The 24,996-nt window shown below is 58.0% G+C and carries 22 protein-coding genes and 2 tRNA genes; 15 read left to right on the top strand and 9 right to left on the bottom strand.

Annotated features, from left to right (window positions below; translation table 11 throughout):
* Nucleotides 1–205: 205 nt before the first annotated feature.
* Nucleotides 206–279, top strand: a tRNA-Gln gene (locus ACFQY0_RS07445).
* Nucleotides 280–294: 15 nt separating this feature from the next.
* Nucleotides 295–368, top strand: a tRNA-Gln gene (locus tag ACFQY0_RS07440).
* Between the two features lie 38 nt (nucleotides 369–406).
* Here ACFQY0_RS07440 and ACFQY0_RS07435 read toward each other — a convergent pair.
* From ACFQY0_RS07435 to ACFQY0_RS07425, 3 genes are all read right to left on the bottom strand, one after another.
* On the bottom strand, nucleotides 407–1,039 hold the full coding sequence (locus ACFQY0_RS07435; protein WP_379710904.1) for an RNA polymerase sigma factor: 633 nt from the start codon (nucleotides 1,037–1,039) through the stop codon (nucleotides 407–409).
* 160 nt (nucleotides 1,040–1,199) lie between these two features.
* Nucleotides 1,200–2,753, bottom strand: coding sequence for a glucose-6-phosphate isomerase (locus ACFQY0_RS07430; protein WP_379710902.1), 1,554 nt, complete (start codon nucleotides 2,751–2,753; stop codon nucleotides 1,200–1,202).
* Nucleotides 2,754–2,882: 129 nt separating this feature from the next.
* Entirely contained in the window at nucleotides 2,883–3,413 is a 531-nt protein-coding gene (locus ACFQY0_RS07425; protein ID WP_379710900.1) for an adenine phosphoribosyltransferase, read from the bottom strand.
* 206 nt (nucleotides 3,414–3,619) lie between these two features.
* Between ACFQY0_RS07425 and ACFQY0_RS07420 the strand changes: the two genes are divergently transcribed.
* From ACFQY0_RS07420 to ACFQY0_RS07410, 3 genes are read left to right on the top strand one after another with little or no spacing between them, the layout of a single operon-like run.
* Nucleotides 3,620–4,210: an RNA polymerase sigma factor gene (locus tag ACFQY0_RS07420; RefSeq protein ID WP_379710898.1), complete on the top strand. Its 591-nt coding sequence runs from the start codon at nucleotides 3,620–3,622 to the stop codon at nucleotides 4,208–4,210.
* A gap of 12 nt (nucleotides 4,211–4,222) precedes the next feature.
* Nucleotides 4,223–4,492, top strand: coding sequence for a hypothetical protein (locus tag ACFQY0_RS07415; protein WP_379710896.1), 270 nt, complete (start codon nucleotides 4,223–4,225; stop codon nucleotides 4,490–4,492).
* A 14-nt stretch (nucleotides 4,493–4,506) separates the two neighbouring features.
* Nucleotides 4,507–5,097 (top strand): GNAT family N-acetyltransferase, encoded by a 591-nt coding sequence (locus ACFQY0_RS07410; protein ID WP_379710894.1) that lies wholly within the window; start codon nucleotides 4,507–4,509, stop codon nucleotides 5,095–5,097.
* Nucleotides 5,098–5,135: 38 nt separating this feature from the next.
* Here ACFQY0_RS07410 and ACFQY0_RS07405 read toward each other — a convergent pair whose 3' ends face one another.
* Nucleotides 5,136–5,549: an RrF2 family transcriptional regulator gene (locus ACFQY0_RS07405; RefSeq protein ID WP_379710892.1), complete on the bottom strand. Its 414-nt coding sequence runs from the start codon at nucleotides 5,547–5,549 to the stop codon at nucleotides 5,136–5,138.
* Here ACFQY0_RS07405 and cysE point away from each other — a divergent pair.
* The gene (gene cysE, locus ACFQY0_RS07400) at nucleotides 5,548–6,411 is read left to right on the top strand and encodes a serine O-acetyltransferase (protein WP_379710890.1); all 864 of its coding nucleotides are present in this window, start codon (nucleotides 5,548–5,550) and stop codon (nucleotides 6,409–6,411) included. The genes ACFQY0_RS07405 and cysE overlap by 2 nt on opposite strands.
* A gap of 79 nt (nucleotides 6,412–6,490) precedes the next feature.
* On the opposite strand, the gene radC is transcribed toward cysE, so the two are convergent.
* The 4 genes from radC to ACFQY0_RS07380 are packed head-to-tail and all read right to left on the bottom strand — an operon-like array spanning nucleotide 6,491 to nucleotide 10,703.
* A complete protein-coding gene (radC, locus tag ACFQY0_RS07395) occupies nucleotides 6,491–7,180 on the bottom strand; it encodes a RadC family protein (RefSeq protein WP_379710888.1) in 690 nt (229 codons plus the stop codon).
* Nucleotides 7,181–7,189: 9 nt separating this feature from the next.
* Complete coding sequence (locus ACFQY0_RS07390) at nucleotides 7,190–8,185, bottom strand: ABC transporter permease (protein ID WP_379710886.1); 996 nt, start codon at nucleotides 8,183–8,185, stop codon at nucleotides 7,190–7,192.
* Nucleotides 8,182–9,102: an ABC transporter permease gene (locus ACFQY0_RS07385; RefSeq protein WP_379710884.1), complete on the bottom strand. Its 921-nt coding sequence runs from the start codon at nucleotides 9,100–9,102 to the stop codon at nucleotides 8,182–8,184. The genes ACFQY0_RS07390 and ACFQY0_RS07385 overlap by 4 nt, the downstream gene beginning before the upstream one ends.
* A 2-nt stretch (nucleotides 9,103–9,104) precedes the next feature.
* Nucleotides 9,105–10,703, bottom strand: coding sequence for a peptide ABC transporter substrate-binding protein (locus ACFQY0_RS07380; RefSeq protein WP_379710882.1), 1,599 nt, complete (start codon nucleotides 10,701–10,703; stop codon nucleotides 9,105–9,107).
* Between the two features lie 149 nt (nucleotides 10,704–10,852).
* On the opposite strand from ACFQY0_RS07380, the gene ACFQY0_RS07375 reads away from it, so the two are divergent.
* The 5 genes from ACFQY0_RS07375 to ACFQY0_RS07355 are packed head-to-tail and all read left to right on the top strand — an operon-like array spanning nucleotide 10,853 to nucleotide 17,923.
* Nucleotides 10,853–12,172: an ABC transporter permease gene (locus ACFQY0_RS07375; RefSeq protein WP_379710880.1), complete on the top strand. Its 1,320-nt coding sequence runs from the start codon at nucleotides 10,853–10,855 to the stop codon at nucleotides 12,170–12,172.
* A gap of 1 nt (nucleotide 12,173) precedes the next feature.
* Nucleotides 12,174–13,769 (top strand): ABC transporter permease subunit, encoded by a 1,596-nt coding sequence (locus ACFQY0_RS07370; protein ID WP_379710878.1) that lies wholly within the window; start codon nucleotides 12,174–12,176, stop codon nucleotides 13,767–13,769.
* Complete coding sequence (locus ACFQY0_RS07365) at nucleotides 13,766–15,928, top strand: extracellular solute-binding protein (protein WP_379710876.1); 2,163 nt, start codon at nucleotides 13,766–13,768, stop codon at nucleotides 15,926–15,928. The genes ACFQY0_RS07370 and ACFQY0_RS07365 overlap by 4 nt, the downstream gene beginning before the upstream one ends.
* Nucleotides 15,929–15,930: 2 nt before the next feature.
* Nucleotides 15,931–16,926 carry an ABC transporter ATP-binding protein gene (locus tag ACFQY0_RS07360; protein WP_379710874.1) on the top strand — a complete coding sequence of 332 codons (996 nt, stop codon included), beginning with the start codon at nucleotides 15,931–15,933 and terminating at the stop codon, nucleotides 16,924–16,926.
* Nucleotides 16,919–17,923, top strand: a complete 1,005-nt coding sequence (locus tag ACFQY0_RS07355; protein ID WP_379710872.1) for an ABC transporter ATP-binding protein — start codon at nucleotides 16,919–16,921, stop codon at nucleotides 17,921–17,923. The genes ACFQY0_RS07360 and ACFQY0_RS07355 overlap by 8 nt, the downstream gene beginning before the upstream one ends.
* 84 nt (nucleotides 17,924–18,007) lie before the next feature.
* Here ACFQY0_RS07355 and ACFQY0_RS07350 read toward each other — a convergent pair whose 3' ends face one another.
* Nucleotides 18,008–19,729: a discoidin domain-containing protein gene (locus ACFQY0_RS07350; protein WP_379710870.1), complete on the bottom strand. Its 1,722-nt coding sequence runs from the start codon at nucleotides 19,727–19,729 to the stop codon at nucleotides 18,008–18,010.
* Between the two features lie 281 nt (nucleotides 19,730–20,010).
* Between ACFQY0_RS07350 and hisC the strand changes: the two genes are divergently transcribed.
* The 4 genes from hisC to ACFQY0_RS07330 all read left to right on the top strand — a co-directional run bounded on the left by hisC (nucleotide 20,011) and on the right by ACFQY0_RS07330 (nucleotide 24,780).
* Nucleotides 20,011–21,105 (top strand): histidinol-phosphate transaminase, encoded by a 1,095-nt coding sequence (gene hisC / locus ACFQY0_RS07345; protein ID WP_379710868.1) that lies wholly within the window; start codon nucleotides 20,011–20,013, stop codon nucleotides 21,103–21,105.
* Nucleotides 21,106–21,109: 4 nt separating this feature from the next.
* On the top strand, nucleotides 21,110–22,450 hold the full coding sequence (gene mnmE / locus ACFQY0_RS07340; RefSeq protein ID WP_379710866.1) for a tRNA uridine-5-carboxymethylaminomethyl(34) synthesis GTPase MnmE: 1,341 nt from the start codon (nucleotides 21,110–21,112) through the stop codon (nucleotides 22,448–22,450).
* A 50-nt stretch (nucleotides 22,451–22,500) separates the two neighbouring features.
* Nucleotides 22,501–22,995, top strand: coding sequence for a low molecular weight protein arginine phosphatase (locus ACFQY0_RS07335; RefSeq protein WP_379711492.1), 495 nt, complete (start codon nucleotides 22,501–22,503; stop codon nucleotides 22,993–22,995).
* A 111-nt stretch (nucleotides 22,996–23,106) separates the two neighbouring features.
* Complete coding sequence (locus ACFQY0_RS07330; RefSeq protein ID WP_379710864.1) at nucleotides 23,107–24,780, top strand: serine hydroxymethyltransferase; 1,674 nt, start codon at nucleotides 23,107–23,109, stop codon at nucleotides 24,778–24,780.
* Nucleotides 24,781–24,996 lie beyond the last annotated feature (216 nt).

Raw genomic sequence — 24,996 nt, 5'->3', positions numbered from 1 at the left:
GGAGGTCTTGATACCGGTTCCCAATCTCCCCTGACCTTGGGGAATTGTTCGGCGTTCATCCCTGATGAAAGTCACCGGAATCCGCCGGATCGGGTTCGATCCAGGCGGAATTTTGCCGAAATGGATCGTCAGATGAAATCATCGTTAATTTCCCTGTTGCAAATCTCGGAACAGGGTACTAGTTTCCGCCCGCCGTCGGCACAAGAGTCCCTTGGTGTAATGGTAACACAGCGGATTTTGATTCCGTTATTCCAGGTTCGAGCCCTGGGGGGACTGCCAACGACGCCGACCTTTAGCCCCTTGGTGTAATGGTAACACAGCGGATTCTGATTCCGTTATTCTAGGTTCGAGCCCTGGGGGGGCTGCCACTTTTGAACCAGGATCGAGCGGACGAGCGAAGGGCCACTCAATATCCCATGTGCTGGGAGAGCTTCTCACGGAGGGTCCCGCGGGCTCGGAAGAGCAGGCTTTTCACCGAGGAAACCGAGGTGTTGAGAACTTTGGCGATCTCCTCGTAGGGCATCGACTCGTAGGAGTAGAGGATGACGGCTGTGCGCTGAGCTTCGGGTAGGCTCTGGATCGCTTGATCGATCTCTTCGTGCATCTCGGACTTGAGCGCCTCGGCATCAGGCTCCGAGCGGGCATCAGCGGCCGACTCGACACCGCTTTCCTCGCTCCGCCCGTCGGATGATACTTCCTTCCGTCGCGAGCGACGTCGACTCTCGTTGTAAACGAGGTTACGGGTAATGGTGAAAAGGTAGGTGGTGAACTTGGCCTCGGGGCGCCAGCGTTTGGCGTGCTTCCAGACGCGCAGGAAAACCCGCTGGGCAATATCCTCCGCTTCCGTTGGATCGCCGAGCATCTTGGCGACCGTGCCGATGACGGCATTCTGATGCCGCTCGACGAGTTCACGAAAGGCTTTTTCGTCATCCGCAGCCACGCGTTTCATCAACGCCACATCAATGGCGTTGGATTCGTCGTGGATGGGGGTGGACTCCGGCATTTCCAAGTTCCCGATGCTGTAAGCAATCGCGCTCATGCTTCACGGAGATGAACCCGGAAGCGAGAGGGAAGTTGCGGAACAAGGCGCCGGGATTTGCCATCCAGCCGGGGGCTGAGCGCTCGAAGGCGACTCGAGTTTGAGCCGATCTGGGAGCGCTTGCTGGAATTGCCACGCGACTGGGATGGCAGCCTCTTCTTTAGAGGGAGAACGTGTCTTCTTTGGGGGTCTTGCCGAGCGAAATCTGAACTTCGCCATTGCCATGAAGGTGGTTCAGGCAGTGGTAGACATCTTCTTCATCACCATCGACCTCGTAAGCAATCTGCTCGGCATTCTTCGGATCACCGGTGACGCGGCTGCGGACCCGGCTGAGGACGTCGAGGAAAACGCCGGCAGCTGCTTTGCCTGCTTCGACACCGGGCTGATGGTAGGCGTTGATGTTTACCAGCGATGCGTAGAAGGAGACGGCGCGCTCGAAGAGTCCGATCAGGACGCCAAGCTGGAAAGGCGTGACTTCCGGGATGGAAATCGTGAGCGATTTGCGACCGGACTCGTAGAGGGCTTTGCGGGTTCCGCGAAGGAATCCCTGAAGGTAATCGGCGGAGGTGTTGCCCGGCTCGACTTCGATGGTGTCGCCATCGCGACCCTTTCGGACCTCGATGAAGGTGGCGAAGAAGTTCGGCACACCATCCCGGAGCTGCTGGACATAGGCGTGCTGGTCGGTTGAGCCCTTGTTGCCGTAGACGGCGATGCCCTGGTTGACGACCTTGCCGTCGAGATCGAGCTCCTTGCCAAGAGACTCCATGACGAGCTGCTGCAAGTACTTGGAGAATAGTACCAAGGAGTCCTTGTAGGGGAGGACGACCATGTCCTTTTCACCTTTTCCGTTTCCTGCGGAATACCAGCTGAGGGCGAGGCGCATGGCGGCGTTGTTAGAGGCGTCGGTCTTGCGTGTTTCCGCATCCATGGCGGCGGCTCCGGCGAGGAATTCGTCGATGTCGATGCCTTGAAGCGCGGCAGGCACGAGTCCGACTGTCGACATGACCGACGTGCGGCCTCCGACCCAGTCTTCCATGGGGAATGTGGTGATGAAGCCGTGCTCCTTCGCGAAGTTGGAAAGCTTGGAGCCTTCGCCGGTGATGGCGACGGCATGCTTGCCGAAATCGAGGCCGGCGGCATCGTAGGCGGCCTTGGCTTCGATCATGCCGTTGCGGGTTTCAGGCGTGCCGCCAGACTTTGAAATCACGAGAACGAGGGTCTTCGTAAGCCCCTTGGCTCCGATTTTGGCAAGGGTGTGATCCATTCCTTCGGGATCCGTGTTGTCAAAGAAGACGATCGGAAGGCGGGCACCTTGACCGATCGCCTGATCGACAAGCTGAGGTCCGAGGGCTGAGCCGCCGATGCCAATGAGGAGGATGCGTTCGAAGATGCCACCGGCGGGCGGGCTAACAGCGCCCGTGTGAACCTTATCGGCGAAATCCTTGAGAGCCTTGAGGGGCTCGGTGATCTGACGGCGGATTTCGTCGTTCGGGGCGAGATCCGCATTTCTCAACCAGTAGTGGCCGACCATGCGTCCTTCGTCAGGATTGGCGATCGCCCCGGATTCAAGTGCGGCCATGTCGGCGAAAGCCTTTTCGATCTTGGGCTGCATCGAATCCAGGAAAGAGGCATCGAGATCCATCAAGGATGAGTCGAGCGAGAACCCGAACTTGGGGTAGCGGAGAAGGGCGGAGGAGTATTTTTCGAAGGACATGGAGAGAGTAGTTAAATGGGAAATGAGGAGGGGAGTCTGAATCAGATTCCGTCGCTGGCAAGTAGCTCGGCTGTCAGGAATGCATGAGATGATTCGCCGCCATGATGAGGCAGGCTCATGTGCGATGGATCAGTCGGCATAGTGGATCAGGGATTCGATGCGGTGGCTGCCGAGTTTTTCACGGCCTTTGAGGAATCCCAGTTCGATGAGGAACGAGACGGCGACGATGTCGGCCTCGAGATCGCCGAGGAGCTGGAGGGAGGCGGCGGCGGTGCCGCCGGTAGCGAGCAGATCATCCACCAGGAGGACTTTTTCGCCGGGTTTGACCGCGTCTTCGTGGATTTCGACAACATTTTCGCCGTATTCCAGGGTGTAGGAGAGACCGCGGGTATTCCAAGGAAGCTTGCCTTTCTTCCGCACGGGAACAAAGCCAGCGCCGAGACGGTCAGCCACGGCAGCGGCGAAAATGAAGCCGCGGGCATCGATGCCGACGACTTTGTCGATCTTGGTGCCGCCGGCGGTGTCGCAAAGCAGGCTGATCGAGTCCTGAAAGAGAGGGCCGTTGGCAAGGATCGGGGTGATGTCCTTGAAAACGATTCCCGGTTTCGGGAAATCAGCAACGTCACGGATGGCGGATCGAAGGTTCTCGGCGGAAGGCATGGGGGATCTTTAGTCGCGGGGAGGGGAGGGCGGAACTGTAAATTTCGGGATTTGAAGATGGGCCTGGGAAGGAAGCCGGATTGGGTGAGGGAGAGCAACGCTTCGTCAGCATGCCCGCCTGAAGGCCGTCTGATCCCAGCGGGCTTTTCTTTACAGTGAAGGATGGGTGACTAGGATTTTGAGGTTCACTCCCCACCCCCTGATCCATGCCGGATGACACCCCACAGTCGGAACCGGACGGCGAACTCGTTGCGCGTGCCCGCGAGGGCGATACGCAGGCGTTCGACGCTCTGATTCTAAAGTATGGCGACAAGCTTTACGGGCTGATTTACAACATGACCTCAAATAAGGAGGACACGCACGACCTCCTTCAGGACGTGTTCGCACGGACCTACCAGTCCTTGCCGAAGTTTCGCGGTCAGTCGTCATTTTACACCTGGATCTATCAGATCGCGGTGAACATGACGTTGAATTTCCTGAAGAAGCGAAAGCGACGGAGTGGCCTGAGTCTGAATGGATTCGACTCCGCGCTGCAAACCGATCCGGCCTTGGTCGACATGGACTATCAGGCCAACCCGGAGCGACAGAGCAACCTCCACGAGCTCCAGATCAAGTTGGGCGAAGCGATGCAGCACCTGTCTGAACCCCACCGGGCTGTGGTGACGCTATTTGATCTCCAAGGCCTCCCTCATTCCGAAATCGCAAAGGTTCTCAAGGTGTCGGAGGGAACCGTTCGGTCCCGTCTTCATTACGCTCACCAGCAGCTGCAGACCCATTTGCAGGACTTTCGGGAGTGACGATTCGCGATGATGAAGAAGGTTTTTCAAAAGTTCTGGGTCCGCTTGGCTGGGTGCCTGCCGGCGGCGGGTCGGCCGAGATGGTATTTTGGGGGAATACTGGCCTATTTCGCGGTGGTGGTCGTCATCGTGGCCGGCGATCGTTCCGTCGTGGTTGAAGGACTCGATACGACTTCGGTAAAGTATCAGATCATCAAACCTCCCGTCCCGCCTCGTGGAAAACCAACCAACGTACCCCGACCTCGGATTTCGCCAAAAGGTGAGGGCGATCAGAAATTCTGAAAAAGGAGCATGCGATGAGTGTCGAGGTTCTACGAGTCAGCGGTGAAGCGTTGATGGATGCGCTCGATGAGGTGGCTCGATTGAGAATCGAAGTATTCCGGGAGTATCCGTATCTCTATGACGGAACTAAGGAAGCCGAGCGGGAGTATCTGGAGGGCTATGCGGAGTCGAGCGGCGCGGTGCTGGTTTTGGCGCGTGTGGATGGAGTGGTGATCGGGGCTTCGACGGGGATGCCTATGGGCGAGGCAGATGAGGCGTTTCAGCAGCCATTTCTCCAAAATACTGAGCGTCTGGAAAACTGGTTTTACTTGGGGGAATCCGTGCTGAGCGGCAGGTTCCGTGGCCAGGGGATTGGACATCGGTTCTTTGACGAACGTGAAGCCCACGCCCGTGAACTGGCTTTTCCAAGCGTGGCGTTTTGCTCGGTTGTTAGACCGCAGGACCACCCCCTGAAGCCGCATGGCTATCGGTCCCATGAGCGTTTCTGGACAAAACGGGGGTATGAGAAGAGACCGGAGTGGCGCGCCTCCCTGAATTGGAAGCAGATTGATTCAGGCGGGATGGACGTTCGCAACGAGTTGGAGTTCTGGACGAGGAACTTCTGATGGAGTGATCGATTCGACGGAGTCCGCGATTTCGCGCTTCAGATGTAATACATCGGTTCGTTGCCCCGTTCGGTGAGTTGTTTGAGGTCGATGGATTCGAGCTGGGCCTGGGTGCGTTCGGATACGGCTTTCCAGATCTGGCGGACGGCATTGCCGCTTTCTCCCTCGGTGTGGGTGGTGATGCTGAGCAGCGAGGGCTCGACGGCGTCGACGATTTCCCTGAGGTTGATGGTTTCGGGGGAGCGGGCGAGAAGGTAGCCGCCAGCCTTGCCACGGCGGCTTTCGATGACGCCGGCTCGGCGAAGATCATTGAGAATCTGGACCAAAAAGTTTGCGGATACAGCTTCGCGTTGCGCGAGCTCCTCAAGCCGTGTAATGGTTCGCCCGTCATAACGCTTGGCCAACTGGGCCATGGCGCGGCAGGCATAGTCGAGTTTTTGGGAGATCCGCATGGAGTCAGAGCAACACACAGAAGAGAGGCCGGGAAGTGCGAAGGATGTCCGCATTTGTCAGTCACGCCCGGTCGACGTGCCCGCGCTATGGAAGCAGATCCGTGAGCGGGCCGGAGAGATTGTCGAAGACGAGCACGGATTGCGTGTGCTGTTGGACGATGTGATCCTGAGTCAGAACTCGCTGGGGGCTGCGCTTGCCACCCGATTGGCACGGAAGCTGACGCGCGAGGACATGACTCGTGAGGAGCTCACGCCACTGCTGCGAGGGATTTTTGAGAGTGATGAGGAGTTGGTGGAGAGTGCGGCGCGGGATATTTGTGCGATCGTCGAACGTGATGCTGCCTGCGATTCTCCGCTGCAACCGCTGCTGTTCTTCAAGGGGTTTATGGCGATATCGACCTACCGGGTATCCCACCACTTGTGGGGACAGGGACGGCGTGATCTCGCACTGTATTTCCAAAGTCTGGCGAGCGAGGTCTTCGCGGTGGATATTCATCCGGCGGCCCGGATTGGCTGCGGAATCCTGCTGGACCATGCCACCAGTTTCGTGGTCGGAGAAACGGCGATCATCGAGGACAATGTCTCGATTCTTCATGAGGTGACGCTCGGAGGAACCGGGAAAATCACCGGCGATCGACATCCAATCGTGCGCTCCGGCGTGTTGTTAGGCGCTGGTGCCAAGGTTTTGGGCCGCGTGGAACTGGGTGAAGGAGCAAAGATTGGTGCGGGCAGCGTGGTGCTTGCGGATGTGGAACCTCATACCACGGTTGCCGGGGTGCCGGCGCAGGTGGTGGGTGTCAGTCGCGAGGACGCACCAGCTTTGGAGATGGACCAGCAGCTGTTTTGCCGCAGCATGATCTAATGACCGCAGATCCAGATGCGCCCTCTCGGGCCAGATCCGTGGCTCGCCCATCGGACCCGCCGAGCAAGGAGGAGCTCCGCTAAAACAGCCCTGCTTCGCGAAACGAAAAGTAGGGAGACCGGCCGCCATCCTGCCGGCCGATGATGACGTGGTCGACGAAACGGAGCTGCAGGATTTCGGATGCCTTGATTAGACGCTTGGTGAATTCGCGGTCGGCGCTGCTCGGGCTGGGATCGCCGGAGGGATGGTTGTGAATCAGGGCGAATCCGTAGGCATTGCGAAGCATCACGGGCCGCAGGACTTCGCGCGGATGGGCGCTGGTTTCATTCAGCGTCCCGGAGCTGATCTGGATGGTGCCGGTGTGGCGCAAACGGCTGTCGACCATGGCAATGAGCAGCTTTTCATGACCAAGCCAGGCGAGCTGGGGCGCGAAGGCCTCATGGATCCTTTCCGGGCTATCGAGCGGGGTTTGGGCGACCTGCTCGCGGGCGAGCCGGGCACCGAGTTCGAAGGCGGCGGCGAGCTTGGAGGCGCGCGCGGGACCGATGCCGGGTGATGTTAGAAGCTCATCGAGTCCGGCGGCGCCGAGGGCATTCAACGAGCCGAAGTGCTGGAGAATCTCGCGACCGATCTCGATGGCGTTTTTCTCGGCGGTTCCGGAGCCGATGAAAAGCGCGAGGAGTTCGGCGTTATCCAGGGCGGAGGCCCCGAGACGAGCCATCTTTTCGCGTGGCTTATCATCTTCGGGAAGGTCCTGAATGCGCGACATGGGTTGAGCCTAGTCTTTTGATGACTTCGGGTCGAGCGCATCGCGCAGGCCATCGCCCAGGAAATTGAGGGCGAAGAGCGTGGTGGCGAAGAACAGTGAAGGAAAGAAGAGCAGCCAGAAATTGGCGCTCATGCGATCGGCACCTTCGCTGATGAGGATGCCCCACGAGCTGTTAGGTGGTTTTACTCCGAGACCGAGGAAGGAAAGGGTGGCTTCGAAAAGCATGATGCTCGGAATGGTGAGCGTTGTGTAAACAATGATCGGCCCAAGTGAGTTCGGCAGGATGTGCTTGAACAGAATCGTGAAGTGTCCGAGCCCGAGCGAGCGGGAAGCTTCGACGAAATCCTGACTGGCGACATTGCGAACCTGAGAGCGAACGATGCGCGAAACGGTCAGCCAGGAGAGGGCGCCGATGGCAATGAAGAGCGGGACGAGGGTGGTGATGGGCTCGACCCAGGTGCGGGTGGCGTTCTCATCCATGACGCTGGCACCTTCCCCCACGATCAATCGGACGGTGTCGTTGGTCAGGGTGGTGGTCCAGGGCTCGATGGTTTTTCCGAGAAGGATGACGATGACGAGGAAGGGCAGGGCGTAAAGGATGTCGACGATGCGCATCATGAAGTCATCGACGTAGCCTCGGACGTAGCCTGCGATGGCCCCCCAGAGGACTCCGAGGGTGACGGAAACGCTGGTGGTGATGAGTCCGACGGCAATGGTGATGCGCCCTCCGTAAAGAACGCGTGAGAAAATATCGCGTCCGAGGTGATCGGTGCCGAAGATGTGTTCTGCGGAGGGTGGAGTGTTCTTTCCGGCAAGTTCCTGGAGGTTGGGATCCGGGATGAGGCTGGGAAAGAAGGGGAGGACCAGGCAGGCGATGAAGATAATCGTCAGGACCACCAGCGAGATGGTGGCGGCACGATTCTTGGCAAGACGATAGGCGGCATCCCTCCAGAGTGAAGCTCCCTTCTCGACGGGGACGGGTGCGTTGACAGTAGTGGCGCTCATGAACGGAGACGGGGATTGAGCCAGTAAGCGAGGATGTCGGTGGCGAAGTTGGCGAGAATGATGAGTACGCCGAAAAGCAGCACGATTCCTGTTAGAACCGGTTCATCGCCGGTCTCAATGGCCTTGATGAAGTGGGTTCCGAGACCTGGCAGGGCGAACACGCTCTCGATGACCAGTGAGCCTGAAATGATGCCGGCGAAGGCGGGCCCGATGTAGGCGACGGCGGGGGAGAGGCCACCGCGCAGGCAGTGACGGATGAGGATGTTTTTCTGGCTGACGCCTTTGGCCCGGGCGGTGCGGACGAAGTCCTGGCTCAGGGTGTCGAGCATGCCCGCTCGGGTGAGACGGGAGAGATAGGCGGCGCTGGCAAGTCCGAGAGTGATGGCTGGAAGAATCCAGTAGAGTGGGTTCAGAGTCGCCCAACCCATGGCAGGGAGGATTTGCCACTCCTGCCCGAAGCGGTTCGCCAGCACGGGGCCGATGACGAAGGATGGAAGGCAGATGCCGATCATGGCGAGTGCCATCGACGAGTAATCGAGCAGGCTGTTCTTTTTCCACGCGGCGATGACGCCGAGGGGGATGCCGATGCCGATGGCCAGGGTGATGGCGACAATTCCGAGTTGGAACGAGACGGGGAAGGCTTGTGAAATAATCTCGGTGACTTCGCGGCCTTCGAGGCGGAGGCTTGATCCGAAGTCGCCCTTGAGGATGTTAGAGGCTCGCTTGGCGAACTGGACGGGAAGTGGTTGATCGAGTCCGTAGTAGGCATTCATCCTGGCCTGGATGTGCTCGGGGATCGCCTTTTCGGTTTTGAAGGGACTGCCGGGCAGCGACTTGACCAGGAAGAAGGTCAGGGTGAAGAGGACGATCATGACGATGCCTCCTTGAATCAGACGATTGATGAGGTAGCGGAGCATGGCTAGTTGGCTTCGAGGCTGATGGCCTTCCAGGGATGATTGTCTAACAACAGAGGGTGCCAGCCTTCGACTTCTGGGCGGAGAAGGTAGTTGCGGGCGAACCAGGAGATCGGGGCGATCGGTTGCTCTTGGAGCAGGATGGTTTCCGCTTCCTTCATCAGGCGGAAGCGATCGACGGGGTCTGCCTGGAGGGCGGCCTGGCTGAGGAGCTTTTCGTAGTTCTCATTCGACCATCCGGTGTTGTTGTTGCCGTTGCCCCGGGTCCACATGTTCAGGAATGTGGTGGGGTCAAGGTAGTCGCCGATCCAGCCGGCCGCCGCCATGTCGAAGTCGAGTGTTTGCTGGGCAGTGACGTAGGAGCCCCAGTCCTTGTTCTCGATGTCGATCAGAATGCCGAGATGCTTCCGCCACATGGCCTGAAGGGCTTCGGCACCGGCACGCGCCGACGCTTTGCTGATGAGGATCGAGTAGCGGGGGAAATCCTTGCCTCGCGGGTAACCGGCGTCCGCCAGCAATTTGCGGGCTTTCTCAGGATTGAATTCAAGAACAGGATCAGCGAGATAGTCGCCCATTTTGGGGGTGAATGATGTCGTGGGCAGGTAGCCTTCGGTGATGTATTTGCAGTAGTCGGCGCGGTTGATCGTGAGGGAGAAGGCTTGTCTAACTCGTGGGTCATCGAGCCCTGGGCGGGTGGTGTTGAAGCGCACGAAGGTGGTGCCGACGTAGGGCTCCTGTCGGAGGGATTCCTTTTCGTGGGTCCTGACTTCCTTGATCAGATCGGGGGGCAGTGTGTAGGTGGTGTGAAGTTGTCCGGCGCGGTAGGCGCGGGTTTCGGTGTAGGGGTTTTCAATGGGGTAGAAGCGGATGCCATTGAGTTGGACCTGGTCGACATCCCAGTAGTAGGGATTGCGTTCGACTTCGATGAGGTCATGAAAGCGCCACTTGGCGAGTCGGAACGGGCCGTTGCCGACGATGTTTCCGGCCTCTGACCAGTCGGTGAATCGGTCGGTCATCTCGCCGAACTCGAGAATCGTGTGACGTGGCACGGGGAACCAGGTGTAGTGTCGGGTGAGCGAAGGAAGAAAGGGGACGGGCTCCTTGAGCTTGATAAAAAGGGTGAGGTCATCGAGGGCTTTCACTCCGACCTTTTCAAAGTCGGTGATTTCCTCGCGGTTGTATTCCGCAGCCTGATCGATGAAGTAGAGCATCTCCACGTATGGCGCGGCGAGTGCCGGTGAGAGCATCCGGTGGTAGGAGAAGACAAAGTCGTGCGCGGTGAGTGGAACCCCATCGGACCACTTTCCTTCGGGCTGCAACTTGAAGGTCCACTCGGTCATGTCTTCATTGTGCGTCCATGAAACGGCCGCACCGGGTGGTGTCGCAGCATCGTCGCTTGGGTGATCGGCCACGAGACCTTCGAAGAGCGCGCCGATGATTTTGCTTTCGGGCACGCCGGTGACCATTTGGTGGTCGAGGGATTTGGGCTCGGCACCATTGCCCGAGAGGAAGATGCCGTCGCGGTTTGCTTTCTCGACGAGGGTCTCTTTTTGGCAGGCGGAAAAAGCCAAAATGAGGAGGGACAGGTGGAGCAGGCGAATCACTGGTGATGAATTAGCGGTGCACGGAAGCCAATTGCAGGAAAAAATTTCGGAAGATGGATAATTATCGACGGATTTCGCTTTTGCCAGCAGGGAGCTTGCAAGGCTCCGAGGGCTTGCTAGTAGTCACGGGTCGCCGCTGTTCCACCTGATTGAAAGCTTACTTCATCCGCCGTTTACTGCTGATCCCACTAACACTCGTTGGGATCACGCTACTTGTATTCACGATTCAGAGAAAGGCGCCGGGTGGGCCGATGGAGCAGGAGCTGACTCAGTTGCTTGGAGGAGAAGGCGGGGCACGCCGGGCGAGGGCATCGGATGGGGCATCATTGAGCGTGGCGCAGGTGATGGGGATCGAGGAGAAGTATCAGCGTGATCGAAGCCTGATACGAGGTTACAGTGACTGGCTGGGACTCACCCAAAAGGATTTGGAAAAGGCGGGCGCGGAGTTTTCCAAAGGAGAGAACGAGGTGGTGATCCCGATGCCGGGTACGGTTTATTCGGTTAGAGTCACCAAGGATGCGGATGGCGGGTTGTCGAAACAGCTGCTGGATGCGGAAGGTGCCAATCTCGAGGCTCCCGAAATCATTGGCCCCTGGGAAGCGCGTTTGAGGTCGCCGGAAGATCAAGCCGAGAGCTGGGCGAACTGGATGCAGGGTGTCCCAGTGCCGAAGGATCTGGCGTGGAGAGCGATTCTTTATCGTCCGGGCCGGGATGGATTGCTTCAGGGAAGTCTTGGTTACTCCGAAAAATACCAGGACCCCGTGGGCCAGATGATCGTGGATCGGATGCCGGTGTCGCTTTTCTTCGGTGGGATCAGCATGGTGCTGATCTACGCGATTTGTCTGCCGCTGGGTGTGGTGAAGGCGATCAAGCACCGGAGCTGGCTGGATAATTTCACTTCGGTGGTGGTCTTTGCCGGATACGCGATCCCCGGCTATGCACTTGGTTCGCTATTGGTGGTTTATCTGGGGGCGAAGCTTGGATGGTTTCCTCTTGGTGGGTTTCCCGGTGATCAGTTCCACGAACTGGGACCGGCAGGGAAGATCAAGGACGCCTTCGAGTATGGGTTCATGCCCTTGGTCTGCTACGTGATCGGAAGCTTCGCTTTCATGACGCTGATGATGAAGAACAACCTGATGGAGCATTTGGCTTCAGACTATGTTCGTACCGCGACGGCGAAGGGGGCTCCTTTTCGATCGGCTGTTTTCAAGCATGCTTTCCGGAACTCGATCATTCCCATCGCCACCACCTTTGGCAGCAACATCACGCTGCTCGTCGGAGGGAGCATTCTGATTGAGCGGGTTTTCGACATCAATGGATTCGGGTTGCTTCAGTTCAATGCCCTTCTTGAACGTGATGAACCGCTGATCATGGGTGTTCTTTTCGTGTCGTCGGCGCTGATGCTGGTGGGAAATGTTTTGTCGGACCTGTGCGTCGCACTGGTGGATCCCCGAGTGAGTTACAAATAGGATGAACTTTCCGAGAAAATTGGGTGTCCTGCTGATTGTCGCTGCCGTGCTGGCGATGGTGAGCAACCATTTTGGCTACGCCTTGCCGAGTCTTCGCTGGCTCTATTCGTTCATTGCCACTCCAGAGCAGATCCTCGATGCAGAGGTGAAGTCGTACTGGTTTGGTGAGGTGAACTGGCCGTGGCTTCGTGAGCATCAGGGGGATGTGATTGGCCACGTTCTCTGCGCCGTGATGACTCTGGCGGGGGTGATTCTGATCGTCCGGGGAAAGGGCTTTCACTGGAATCCCCTGACGATCCGGAAGATGTCTCGATTCAAGTCGATCGGTCGTGGCTACAGTTCGCTGAAGTTGCTGATCGTGCTGATCGTCATTGCGTTGCTCGATCAGGCATTGGTTGGCAAGCAGGCGCTGGTGGTGCGGCACGATGGGAAGTGGAGCTTTCCCGCATTTGAGAAAAGGATCCATCTCGAAAACGAGTACGGTGGGGAAAGTGCCGAAGAAGTGGATTTCAGAGAACTGAAGAAACGGTTCAAGACGGACTACCCCGATTCCCTGATCGTCATGCCTCCTGTGCCGTGGGATCAGTCGTTCGATTCCGATGAAAAGGTGACCAAGGACCTGGTCCTGATCAACGGAGTGATTCACGAAGCCTCCGGGAACAAACCATTCAACGGCTTCGCGGTGGCCTTTCAGGAGAAGAACCGGGATCTAAAGGTGAGGAGTGGCCGAATCCGAAATGGTCTGCTCGCGGGCCCTGCCCAGGTCTATGATGAGGCCGGCGAGCTGGCGGGTCGCGAAGAATGGGCCGGGGGAACACGCACGAGCACCTCGCTGAAGGGTGACCCTGAGATCGTTCAGGGAAGATGGGCCCAAGTGATCTATGCTCCCCTTCCTCCTGATTTGAAGTCCGGACATTTCCTGGGGACGGACTCCCGGGGCTGGGATATCCTCGCTCAGTTGTACGGTGGCATGCAGGTGCTTTTCAAGGCCTCGATCCTCTACATCATCCTGACCTACTTTTTCGGAATTACCATGGGAGCCCTGATGGGTTACTTCGGTGGTGTCTTCGATCTCGTGATGCAGCGGGTCATGGAAATCATGAGCAACGTGCCGTCGCTTTTGGTCATCATGATCATCATCGCGAATCTCGGCAGGGACAGGGTCACCCTGGGAACGATCCTGCTGGTCTTCTGCATCTTCTCATGGATCGGCATCGCTACCTATCTGCGAACGGCTACTTTCAAGGAAAAGGCGAGGGATTACGTCAATGCAGCCCGAGTCATCGGGGCTCCGACCCATCGGGTGATCTTCCGCCATATCCTGCCGAACGTGGTCGCGACGATCGTGACGCTGATTCCCTTCAGTGTCTCATCGGTGATCACATCACTGACGGCGCTCGACTTCCTTGGTTTCGGTTTGCCCGATCGTTATCCGAGCTGGGGCCGACTGTTGAGTGATGGTGTCAGCAATCTCAGCTCACCGTGGATCGTTAGTTCGGTCTTTGCGATGCTCGTTCTGGTGCTCCTGCTGGTGACCTTTGTCGGCGAGGCGATTCGTGAAGCCTTCGATCCACGAACCTTTACCACTTACCAATGAGATTTCCGATCCACGCCCTGATTGCGATGCTGGCGGTGGTCCTGCTGACTCACTGCAAGGACAGTCGTGAGTGGGCCCCCTACGATTGCACGGAAGAGCGTCTGAAATTCGAGGAACGCTTCAATGCGGAAGTCCTCAAGAAATTGGAGCAGCGGAAAGGCGAACTTGAAGAGACGCTTGCCGGTGAGCTCACCGATGCCAAGCGAGAGGAGCTGGAAAAGGAGAGGGAACGACTTGATCGACGGCTCGAACGGCCGGCATTTTTTGAGCGGCTTGATGAGTCGGAGCTGCCCGCGGATCTCGAATGGACCACCAACCTCGAGGATCCCGATCTGGGATCGCCTGAAGCAAAAAAAGGAGGAACGCTTCATACCTATTTCACCGCTTACCCTCGCTCAATCCGGTCGGTGGGCAGCGAGTCGAACAATTCGTTCCGCTCCGCACACTGGGACGACAACGAGATGGGCCTGATCTCGATTCATCCGAATACCCGCAACGTCATCCCGGCCCTGGCCGACCGTTGGGCTGTCGGTGAGGACGGTCAGTCGGTCTACTTTCACATCGATGAGCGGGCCCGCTGGTCCGATGGGAAGGATGTCACGTCGGAGGACTTCCTGATGAGCATCTACATCTATCTGTCCCCCTATCTGACTCCGACCTTCTACCGGAATTACTACGGCGAGCAGTATTGGGGAATCTCGAGCTACGGTCCGGACTACGTTTGCATCAGAAATGCCTTTCCCAAGCCAATCGCGCCGTTCTTTGCCAGCCTCAATCCCTCGCAGGTGGATTTCTATCGGGAGTTTGGTCCGGACTTCGAGGCACGCTACAACTGGAGGACGCGACCGACGACCGGTGCCTATGAGATCAAACCGGAGGATGTTCAGAAAGGCCGCTCGATTACCCTGACCCGTGATTCTGACTGGTGGGCGCGCGACCTGAAGTACTATAAGAACCGTTTCAATCCGGATCGGATCGAATATCGTCTGATCCGTGACCCGGAGAAGGCCTTCCAGGTATTCCTCCAGGGCGATCTGGATTTCGAACTGCTGGGTGATCCCAAGAAGTGGTATGAAGAGAGCGAGGTCGACTCGGTATTCAAGGGCTACATCGAGCGTGCAACATTCTACAACGTCTATCCGAGGACCTCGCGCGGACTCTACTTCAACATGTCCATCGAGCCGCTCGATGACCTAAACGTGCGGATCGGCCTGCAGCACGCGACCAACTGGGAGAAGGTCATCGATCTCGATTTGCGCGGAGACGCCGAGCGTCTGTCATTGCTCAACGACGGGTTTGCGGGAATCTCCGACACTTCCCTGAAAACGAGATCCTACTCGGTCGTGAAGGCTCGCGAGTTCTTTGCAAAGGCGGGGTATGACACCGCTGGCAAGGATGGGATTCTTCGCAATTCGGAGGGAGAGCGACTGAGCTTCGAGCTGAGTTATCCCAAGATCGCTGCTCTGGAGTCGATGGTGCTGAGGCTTACCGAAGAGGCAAAGAGAGCGGGAGTGGAATTCCGTCTCAATGGAATGGATTCTTCGGCATCATTCCAGCTGGTGCTGCAGAAAAAGCATGAGATTTCCTTCATGGGATGGGGCGTGGGTCAGCCAATGATTCCGGATTTCTATCAGCAGTTCCACTCAAAGGAGGCCTACGAGGATGACGGGAAGACGCTGCGGACGATGACCAACAATATTTCAGTCTACGCCGACCCTGAAGTGGATCCGATTCTTGAGAAGAACCGGAATGCCACGAGCATGGACGTGGTGATCGAAACGAGCCGCCAACTTGAAAGGATCTTCCACGAAGAGGCGGTTTGGGTGCCGGCTTACAAGCGATCCTACTACCGTGTCGGATACTGGCGCTGGGTCCGCTGGCCGGATGATTTCAATGTGCAGATGGGAGATCTGCCCGATATGAGTCACGTGCTCTGGATTGATCTGGATGCCAAGGAGGAAACCCTTGAGGCCAAGCGCCGCGGGGAAAGTTTCCCTGAAGTGAACCGGGTTTTCGATCAGTTCCGCACGGGCAACGACGATGAGGGAGCGTCGGAGAGCGATGCTCCGGATGCTGTGGAAAGCGAGAATGCTCTGGAGCCTGCCGAACAAGTCGGGCCCGAATTGTTGGAAAAACTCGAACCGGAGGGCGGAGAGTGATCATGGGCGAGGAACTTTTGGTAGTGGAAGATCTGATTACCGCATTTGAAACCGATCGCGGATTGGTCCGCGCGGTGGATCATGTCGGCTTCTCGGTCAGGAAGGGCCGAACACTGGGGATTGTCGGCGAGTCCGGATGCGGGAAAAGCGTCACGGCGATGTCGATGATTCGCCTGCTGCCACAACCGGCCGGGCAAATCCTACAAGGCTCGGTGAAGTTCAAAGGTGAAGATCTGACTCAGGCTTCGGCGAAGCGAATGAGGAAGATTCGAGGCAATGAGATCGGCGTGATTTTCCAGGAGCCGATGACGGCGCTCAACCCGGTCCATCGGATCGGGAAGCAACTAATGGAATGCTTTTTCCTGCACCAACGAATCAGTAAGAAGAAGGCGTGGGAGCAGTCGGTGGAGATGCTTCGCCTGGTGAAGATCCCGTCGCCTGAAGTGCGGATGGGAGACTACCCCCACCAGCTGTCCGGAGGGATGCGCCAGCGGGTGGTGATCGCGATGGCGCTGGCGTGCCGGCCGGATCTGGTGATCGCCGATGAACCAACGACGGCACTCGATGTCACGGTGCAGGCGCAGATTTTGGATCTCCTCAAAAAGCTCCAGGCGGAGATGGGCATGGCGGTGATCATGATCACGCACGACCTCGGCGTGATCGCGGAGAATTGCGACGACGTGGCAGTCATGTATGCCGGCAGGATTGTCGAACGGGCACCGGTGAAGGAGCTATTTGCCAACCCATTGCATGCCTATACTCGGGGATTGCTGGCATCGATTCCGCGCCTCGAAACGCCGACCAAATCGGTGCTGCCGACGATTCCGGGAATGGTGGCCTCGCTCGTCGATCTCGTGCCGGGCTGCCGGTTCTGCCAGCGGATGGATCGGAAAGGATCCACATTGAGGGAGCGCCCGGGGTTTTTCGAGGTGTCCGAAGGCCACTGGGTCGAAGTTTGTCCGAAGTGCTATCACAGTGAGGAGGTGGGAAATGAGTGAACTGCTATCAGTTAGAGACCTGAAGGTCCATTTCCCGGTGAAGGGTGGATTGCTGATGCGTCAGACCAAGACGGTGAAGGCCGTCGACGGTGTGTCACTTGACATCGGAGTGGGTGAGACCCTGGGCTTGGTGGGGGAGTCGGGTTGTGGAAAGTCGACGCTTGGAAAGGCGATTGTCCGGCTGGCCGATTCGAATGCTGGCTCGATTGTTTTCGAAGGTCGCGACATCACCCAGGCATCGAGAAGATCGATTCGGCCCTTGCGGCAGGACTTGCAGATGATTTTCCAGGACCCGGTGGAATCGCTGAATGCACGCCACAGCATCAGCGAGATTCTCGAAGAACCCCTCATCGTGCACGGCCGGGGAAACCGCGCCGAGCGGAAGAAGAAGGTGGCGGAGTTGCTGGATCGCGTCGGTCTGCCGGCGGCAAGTGCGGAACGCTATCCCTTCGAATTCTCAGGTGGCCAGCGTCAGCGCGTCGGCATTGCGCGAGCGATCGCTCTGGAGCCAAAGCTGATCATTGCGGATGAACCGGTATCGGCGCTCGATGTGTCGGTGCAATCGCAGGTGATGAATCTGCTTCTTGATCTTCAGAAAGACATGGGCCTTTCCTATCTTTTCGTCGCCCATGACCTTGCCGTGGTGAAGCATATCTCGGATCGCGTGGCGGTGATGTATCTCGGGAAGATCGTCGAGCTCGCCGATGCCGAAGCGATCTATCAGCGACCGAAACACGCCTACACCAAGGCACTGATTTCCGCGATTCCCCACCCGGATCCATCGAGGAAGATTGAGCGGGTTCTTCTGGAAGGCGACGTTCCTTCACCGATCGATCCCCCGAAGGGAAGCGCCTTTGGAAAGCGGATCAATCATCCGCGTTACGCAGAAACCGAAGGAATGGATCTGTCCTTGGTGGAAATCGAACCGCGACATTGGGTCGCGGCGGACCCGTGCTGCCTGGAGGCAGAGGATTGGGAGAGGGTGCGACGAGTCTGAGCAGAAGTATCTTCCGGGCGACCGGTTTTTTTGGCCAACAACTACTGGAAACGTCGTAGGAAAATCACGGATCGTTTAAGGCGGCTATCCCTGAGGTTGCGGGCCGATGATCTGAACTTCTGGCAAACAAAGCACGTTGTCGTTGTTTCGGTTCGCCCCCAGTAGCGTGATGCGAATGAATTGCCCATCAACGCTCTGAGGAAGATTCCACACGGTTCGTTTCCCACAATAGCCGGAGCTACGGAAGTAGTCCTGCTGCGCAACGATCTCGCCCGCCGAGTTTTTGATCTCGATACGGAAATTCGACAGTCGCTTGAAATATCGGTCGCGGTTGTAAATCACCACTCGGCCAACTTCGCGCTCAGTGCTCAAATTCGCCTCCCACCAATTCCCTGGAGTCGATGAGTCCGTGTGGCTGAAGCTCGCTCCATCCGGATCGCCGTCGATCGCCAACGCCGCGAGATAGGAGGAGCTGTAGTTGGTGGACTGACTCGCACTTACACCGGGAAGGCTCGCCAGATTGACGAGGGAAACCGCGTGAGGCGTCGCTCGATAGAACTGTCGCATCGCCGACTTTTCAGTCGCAGCCACTTCGACGGTAGCCATCGGGCTAGCCGGATCATGAGTCGTGCCGATCACATCGACCCCATTCCCCGTGGTGTCCCAGTCAGTTAGGTCCGAAGACGTTTCGACGGCGATCTTTCCGTCCAGGGCATTTCTTCGATAGTGTAGGAGGGCATGACGCCCCGATGCGCGGATGAGCGGCACCGCCGGGCCCGCGTCGGGCGCGCAGGGATCGGTATCAGTGAGAAACTCCCTCAGATTATTCCGCTGGTCGCCATCGAAATCATCGCTTGCTCCACGAAGACTGGCAGGATCATCCGGGCGAAAAGCGAAGTCCGACCACTCGCCAAACGTTACGGCACGCGACCTCATCGCCCTGCCGTCCACCCATCGGAGACAGGTTTCAAACTCCGCAGGGGGCGCATTTGTGTGAGTCATGCCTTCGACCACATGCGTATAGCCGTCGAAGAAAGGAAGACTACTACCACCATAGTGGTAACGCCATTGTCCGGCCCAGGCGAGGAGGGCGTAGTAGGCGTACGACTCGCTGCCGATAATGTGACACCAGCGCTGACCCCGAGCTGCCATCACGCTCATCTCGTCCCGGGTAAAGATTTTCTGCCAGTAGGATGAGGACATGCTGTGCTCCGTGGGGATGACGCCCGTGAAGACATCCGGATAGAGCATTCCCGAAAGAATCGAGATCAATGCGCCACCGGATAGGCCGCCGATGTAGACCCGGGAATCGTCGACCTGGTATCTTGCTTTGAGCGAACTCACCAGATCCAGAGCGCGGGCGACCCGCCACATATCATGTTGGCTATTCCCCGCATTGTCAGGAGATCCTCCGATCAGGTAGTTTTCTTCCAGCACCGCATCGAAATTTGAGGGCAGTGACGCCGAATTTCCCGCGCTGATGTGAATGTAGATGCCGACTGGGCGCTCTTCGGAATAGCTGTTCGGCAGGTAGACGTCCGCATTCTGCGTTGAAGCAGCAAAACCAACCTGGGTGGAGATCGGAATGGTGGCATTGTCGTCGGCATCGATAATCTTCTTATTCTCGAAGTAAGCGCGCGCCTTCTGTTGGTCGGGCGTGGTGAAGTAACCATCGACCGTATTGGAATACTTCGTGTGGATCACGTAATTGTCGTTCCGTTCGGCTTTGGCAGGGGAAACGAGAAGGGCGAGGGCGAGGATCGCGCGGGTGCGGTGGCTTGGGTTGCGGAAAGAAATCGGCGGCATCGGATCAGAAGAAGTGGATCTAATTGAAAGGGAAACTCCTCCAATTCCGGCAGGTGGCACAAGATCAAAAAGGATTCACCACTTTCCCCGAGACGAGGGTCAAGCCCGGTTCCTTGAGACGTGCTCCTGGTCTCATGCGAGGAGGTCCTGAGGCAGGGAGGGATGGGGGAGATCAGTTTTGGTGAGAATCACCGTGTTCCATGACTGACCGGACATTTCCAATGATCTGGGCGCCCTCTTTCGGGGTTGCGGGATCGGCCGGGAAAGATAGTTTCCGGCGCATGTCCATTGACGCATCTGCCAACCGCTTTGTTTGCGACCTCGTGGCTTACGAGCCCGGCAAGCCGATCGAAGAAACCGCACGCGAGCTCGGGCTCGATCCTTCGAGCATCGTGAAACTGGCTTCGAATGAAAATCCGCTCGGTCCATCGCCGCTCGCCAAAGAGGCGATGAAGGCGGCTCTCGAGGATTCACACATCTATCCGGATGGCGGCGGCTACAAGTTGCGTGCGGCGATCGCGGAGCGTCAGGATGTGAAATTCTCGAATGTGGTGCTGGGCAATGGCTCGAATGAGATCATCGAGTTGCTGTGCCACACCTTTCTGAATCCGGAGGCGGAGCTGATCGCGGCAGAGCATGCTTTCGTGGTCTACAAGCTGATGGCGACTTTGTTCGGCGCGAAGTATGTCGAAGTGCCGGACCCGGGCTTCGTGCATGATCTCGATGCGATGGCGGACGCGATCACCGAGAACACCCGGCTGGTCTTCATCGCCAATCCTAACAACCCGACGGGAACCGTCGTCGGTCAGGAAGAAATCGATCGCTTCATGGCCCGGGTGCCGGATCATGTGGTGGTCTGCTTCGATGAAGCCTACTACGAGTTTCTCGAGACGCCGCCGGACACGCTGAAGTTTGTGCGCGAAGGAAAGAATGTGTGCGTGCTTCGCACTTGCTCGAAGATTCACGGGCTTGCCGGACTTCGGATTGGCTATGGCCTCGCTTCGGAGAATGTGGCGACGATTCTTCAGAAGGCGCGTCAGCCCTTTAATACGAATGCGGTCGCCCAGGCTGGTGCTCTTGCCGCATTGACGGATGACACCCACGTCGAAAAGACCCGCGAGATCAACCGCGAGGGACTGGCATTCTATCATGATGCATTTGCCGAGCGAGAGTTGGAGTTTGTCCCGAGTGTGGCAAATTTTGTGCTCGTGAAGGTGGGCGACGGCGATGCGGTGTTCCAAGCGATGCTCAAGCAGGGCGTGATCGTGCGGGCGATGCGGGGATACAAACTGCCCGAGTGGGTGCGAATCTCGGTCGGCACGATGGAGGAAAATCGGCGCTGTCTCGCTGTTCTGGATGAGGTTCTGACTCACTGATGCCATGAGTGGAGGCGACACGATGGCAGCCGTGGCAACCGCCGGGGGAACCGGCGCGGTGGCCTTGATTCGTTTGTCGGGTCCCGAAGCGGCGGAGGTTGCGGCTCGCGCCTGCACATGTGGCAGCGATTGGCAGGACCGTCGGGCGGTCCTGAAAACGGTGCGCGATGAGGCGGGTGCGGTTATTGATCAGGTGCTCGTGACGGTCTTTCACGCGCCGCGCAGTTATACCGGAGATACGGTTGCGGAGATCGCAACCCATGGGGGGCGTCTGGTCACCCGGCGGGTGTTGGAGAGGCTTCTCGAGTGCGGGGCGCGGAGTGCGCAGCCCGGTGAGTTCACTGAGCGTGCCTTCATGAATGGCAAGCTCGACCTGACGCAGGCGGAGGCAGTGATGGATTTGATTTCTGCTCAGAGTGAGCTGGCGCTGAGGGCTGCTCACGAGCAACTCGAAGGGCGGCTCGGGGAGCGGACGGAGAAGCTGCGGCAGGAACTCATTGATACCGTTGCCAACCTTGAGGCGTGGATTGATTTTCCTGAGGAGGATATCGATCCGGAGACCGGAGAGGCCCTGCGGAAGCGGATCGAAGGAGTGGCCGCTGAGATCCGCGCACTGCTTTCGACCGCCGATCAGGGAAGGATATTGCGGGAAGGCCTGCGGACCGTCATCTGCGGGCGCCCGAATGCCGGCAAGTCGAGCCTGATGAACCGCCTGCTCGGCAGCGATCGGGCGATTGTTAGTGGAACGGAGGGCACGACGCGCGACACCATTGAGGAAATGCTGGTGATTGAGGGGGTTCCGGTGAGGATGGTCGACACGGCGGGTCTGCGCGAGGCCGGCGACGAAATCGAGGAAGAGGGGATTCGCCGGACAATTCAGGAAGCGGAGCGGGCGGACCTTTTGATCGTGGTCGTCGATTCGACGATGCCGATGGATGGCGCGATGCCGGCTCGATTGCCGGAAGTGGGGCGCAAAATTCTGGTGCTCAACAAATCGGATCTTGGCGAACATGCGGACTGGTCGGCGAGTGAGGGCATTCGCGTTTCCTGTCTCGACGGGCGGGGGCTCGATGAGCTTCGCGCTCAGGTGCGGGTTCTCGCAGATCTCGGAGAGGCGGACTGGGGAGAGCACTCGGTGGCGATCAATGCGCGACATCGCGATCGCCTGATGCGTGCGGATGAAGCGCTGCAGCGTGCCGACGCCAGTCTTTCCGCGGATGCCGAGCCTGAGATCACCGCATTGGATCTGAGGGAGGCGATGGAGTATTTGGGTGAGATCGCGGGTAAGATCGACACCGAGGAAATCCTTGGCTCGATTTTCAGCCGCTTCTGCATCGGTAAGTAGCGGAATCAAGATCGGCAGTCTGTCGCTTGACCCGGGGAAGCATTGCGAACATGGTGTCGCCGATGTCCGCGAGCAAATCGGTTCTTTTCGTCTGCACGGGAAACACCTGCCGGAGTCCGATGGCTGAGGGCTTGTTTAAAAAAGCGACAAAGGATCGTGGCGATTACAGGGTGGCCTCCGCCGGATTGGCTGCTTATCCGGGTTCTCCGCTCAGTCTGGAAACACAGAATCTCCTGAAGGCGCGCGGGGTTTCGCTGGACGGCTTCGAAAGTCAGCCGGTCAGTGAAGAGCTGATTGATCAGGCGACTCATGTTTTTGCGATGACGGCGAGTCACCTGCAGGCGCTGGTGTCGCTCTTTCCCAAGCACGAGGACAAGTTTTACCTGGCCTGCGAATTCGTCGAGATCCCCGGCCAGGGGCTGGCTTGCGATGTTCCGGACCCCTATGGCATGGATCGGCGGGCATATGAGGATGTCGCCAAGACCCTGGACCTGGCAATTCCCACCCTGATTGCCTTCATTGACCAGACTTGGCAGGGGGATTGAGATCTCTGCCAGGCATCGGGATTCGTGAATTCCGGCAGGTGGAACATTCTTTTTCACTTGGAAGTTCCGGCAATCGCCGCCATTTCCCTTGCGCCCCAACTATCCTCTTTTATGAGCCAGAAGAACCTTCGAATTGCCCTTGGTGCCGATCACGGCGGAGTCGACCTGAAAGAAGCCATTGTCGCCCATTTGAAGGCTGCGGGCTATGAAGTCACGGACTTCGGAACCCACGGCAAGGAGTCCGTCGACTACTCGGACTTCGCGAATCTCGTCGGTCGTGCCGTCTCGGATTTCACCCACGATTTCGGTATTCTCTGCTGCACATCGGGCGTCGGAGTCTGCATGGCCGCCAATCGCCACGAGCACGTGCGCGCTGCCAATGTCCGCAGTGTCGAGGAAGTGGTGACCACTCGGGAACACAACGACGCCAATGTGCTTTGTCTCGGGGGCAAGTCGACCGATGAAGCAGCCGCCTTGTCGATGGTCGATGCTTTCCTTACGACTGAGTTTGAAGGGGGGCGTCACGAGCGTCGGGTCTGCAAGGCCTCTGGTTCACGCATTTCAGAAACCGATCCCGATATCTATGCGGCGATTGTCGAGGAAGAGAAGCGCCAGCGTTTCAATATCGAGCTGATCGCCTCGGAGAACTTTGCATCGCCTGCCGTGATGGAAGCGCAGGGTTCGGTGCTGACCAACAAGTATGCCGAAGGTTATCCTGGCCGCCGCTGGTATGGTGGCTGCGAAAACGTCGACGTGATCGAGCAGATCGCGATCGACCGCGCAAAGAAGCTTTTCGGAGCCGACCACGCCAACGTTCAGCCACACTCCGGATCGCAGGCAAACACCGCCGTCTATTTTTCCGTGCTTAAGCCCGGTGACAAGATCCTGACCATGGATCTCTCTCACGGCGGTCACCTGACCCACGGTCACAAGGCGAATTTCTCCGGTCGTTTCTACGACGTCACCCACTACGGCGTGTCCAAGGAAGACGAGCAGATCGATTACGATCACCTCGCTGAACTGGCTCGTGAAACGAAGCCCGCACTCATCACTTGTGGCGCGAGCGCCTACTCCCGCGTGATCGATTTCGAACGCATGGGGCAGATTGCTCGTGAGGTTGGAGCGTACCTCTTCGTCGACATGGCGCACATCGCCGGACTTGTCGCAGCAGGGGTGCACCCAAATCCGGTGCCGCATGCGGACTTCGTGACTTCCACAACTCACAAGTCACTGCGTGGACCGCGTGGTGGCATCATTCTCTGCAAGGAAGAGTTCGCGAAGAAGATCGACTCTCAGGTTTTCCCGGGCATCCAGGGGGGGCCGCTGATGCACGTGATCGCTGCCAAGGCGGTTTGCTTCGGCGAAGCGCTCAAGGAAGACTTCAAGGGCTATCAGGAGCAGGTGGTGAAGAACGCGCAGGCAATCGCCGCACGCCTCACCGAGCACGGCTACCGTGTCGTTTCCGGTGGCACCGACAACCACGTGCTGATGGTCGACCTTCGTTCGAAGGATCTCAATGGCTCCGTGGCATCGACCACGCTCGATGAGGCCGGCATCACGGTGAACAAGAACTCGATTCCTTTCGACACCGGCACCCCGATGAAGCCAAGCGGCATTCGCATCGGCACGCCAGCGGTGACGACTCGCGGCATGAAGGAAGCGGACATCGTCCAGGTCGCCGACTTCATCAACGAAGCGCTTCAGTCGGTGGGTGATGAAGCCAAGCTTCACGCTCTGCGTGACCGCGTGCATGACTTCATGCGCGCCTTCCCGATGCCGATCTGAGATACGAGCGCTGGTCATTGATCGGAAGATTTTTAGGGCACTTCTGATCGAGTTTCCGGACCTTTGGTTCCTTCTCTTTCAGCGTGTCCACCTCGCTGAAGGGGAGCGTCCTCCGTCGAATAAGTCTAGGGTGCTGGAAGGTCCTCAACCAATCGCGCTAGCTGTCGTGGTGGGCGGGTCGGCAGCGCTTCGACGATCCCAATCCCGGATCGATGG

Source organism: Haloferula chungangensis, assembly GCF_042664875.1.
GTDB classification, from domain to species: Bacteria; Verrucomicrobiota; Verrucomicrobiia; order Verrucomicrobiales; family Akkermansiaceae; genus Haloferula; species Haloferula chungangensis.
The sequence above is the reverse complement of the archived record's forward strand: the minus strand, read 5'-3'. Positions and strand labels throughout refer to the sequence as shown.

Excerpts from the sequence above, each read along its gene's own strand:
- ACFQY0_RS07435 (WP_379710904.1), bottom strand. The coding sequence starts at position 1,039 with ATGAGCGCGATTGCTTACAGCATCGGGAACTTGGAAATGCCGGAGTCC.
- ACFQY0_RS07430 (WP_379710902.1), bottom strand. The coding sequence starts at position 2,753 with ATGTCCTTCGAAAAATACTCCTCCGCCCTTCTCCGCTACCCCAAGTTC.
- ACFQY0_RS07425 (WP_379710900.1), bottom strand. The coding sequence starts at position 3,413 with ATGCCTTCCGCCGAGAACCTTCGATCCGCCATCCGTGACGTTGCTGAT.
- ACFQY0_RS07420 (WP_379710898.1), top strand. The coding sequence starts at position 3,620 with ATGCCGGATGACACCCCACAGTCGGAACCGGACGGCGAACTCGTTGCG.
- ACFQY0_RS07415 (WP_379710896.1), top strand. The coding sequence starts at position 4,223 with ATGAAGAAGGTTTTTCAAAAGTTCTGGGTCCGCTTGGCTGGGTGCCTG.
- ACFQY0_RS07410 (WP_379710894.1), top strand. The coding sequence starts at position 4,507 with ATGAGTGTCGAGGTTCTACGAGTCAGCGGTGAAGCGTTGATGGATGCG.
- cysE (WP_379710890.1), top strand. The coding sequence starts at position 5,548 with ATGGAGTCAGAGCAACACACAGAAGAGAGGCCGGGAAGTGCGAAGGAT.
- ACFQY0_RS07405 (WP_379710892.1), bottom strand. The coding sequence starts at position 5,549 with ATGCGGATCTCCCAAAAACTCGACTATGCCTGCCGCGCCATGGCCCAG.
- radC (WP_379710888.1), bottom strand. The coding sequence starts at position 7,180 with ATGTCGCGCATTCAGGACCTTCCCGAAGATGATAAGCCACGCGAAAAG.
- ACFQY0_RS07390 (WP_379710886.1), bottom strand. The coding sequence starts at position 8,185 with ATGAGCGCCACTACTGTCAACGCACCCGTCCCCGTCGAGAAGGGAGCT.
- ACFQY0_RS07385 (WP_379710884.1), bottom strand. The coding sequence starts at position 9,102 with ATGCTCCGCTACCTCATCAATCGTCTGATTCAAGGAGGCATCGTCATG.
- ACFQY0_RS07370 (WP_379710878.1), top strand. The coding sequence starts at position 12,174 with ATGAACTTTCCGAGAAAATTGGGTGTCCTGCTGATTGTCGCTGCCGTG.
- ACFQY0_RS07365 (WP_379710876.1), top strand. The coding sequence starts at position 13,766 with ATGAGATTTCCGATCCACGCCCTGATTGCGATGCTGGCGGTGGTCCTG.
- ACFQY0_RS07360 (WP_379710874.1), top strand. The coding sequence starts at position 15,931 with ATGGGCGAGGAACTTTTGGTAGTGGAAGATCTGATTACCGCATTTGAA.
- ACFQY0_RS07355 (WP_379710872.1), top strand. The coding sequence starts at position 16,919 with ATGAGTGAACTGCTATCAGTTAGAGACCTGAAGGTCCATTTCCCGGTG.
- ACFQY0_RS07350 (WP_379710870.1), bottom strand. The coding sequence starts at position 19,729 with ATGCCGCCGATTTCTTTCCGCAACCCAAGCCACCGCACCCGCGCGATC.
- hisC (WP_379710868.1), top strand. The coding sequence starts at position 20,011 with ATGTCCATTGACGCATCTGCCAACCGCTTTGTTTGCGACCTCGTGGCT.
- mnmE (WP_379710866.1), top strand. The coding sequence starts at position 21,110 with ATGAGTGGAGGCGACACGATGGCAGCCGTGGCAACCGCCGGGGGAACC.
- ACFQY0_RS07335 (WP_379711492.1), top strand. The coding sequence starts at position 22,501 with ATGGTGTCGCCGATGTCCGCGAGCAAATCGGTTCTTTTCGTCTGCACG.
- ACFQY0_RS07330 (WP_379710864.1), top strand. The coding sequence starts at position 23,107 with ATGAGCCAGAAGAACCTTCGAATTGCCCTTGGTGCCGATCACGGCGGA.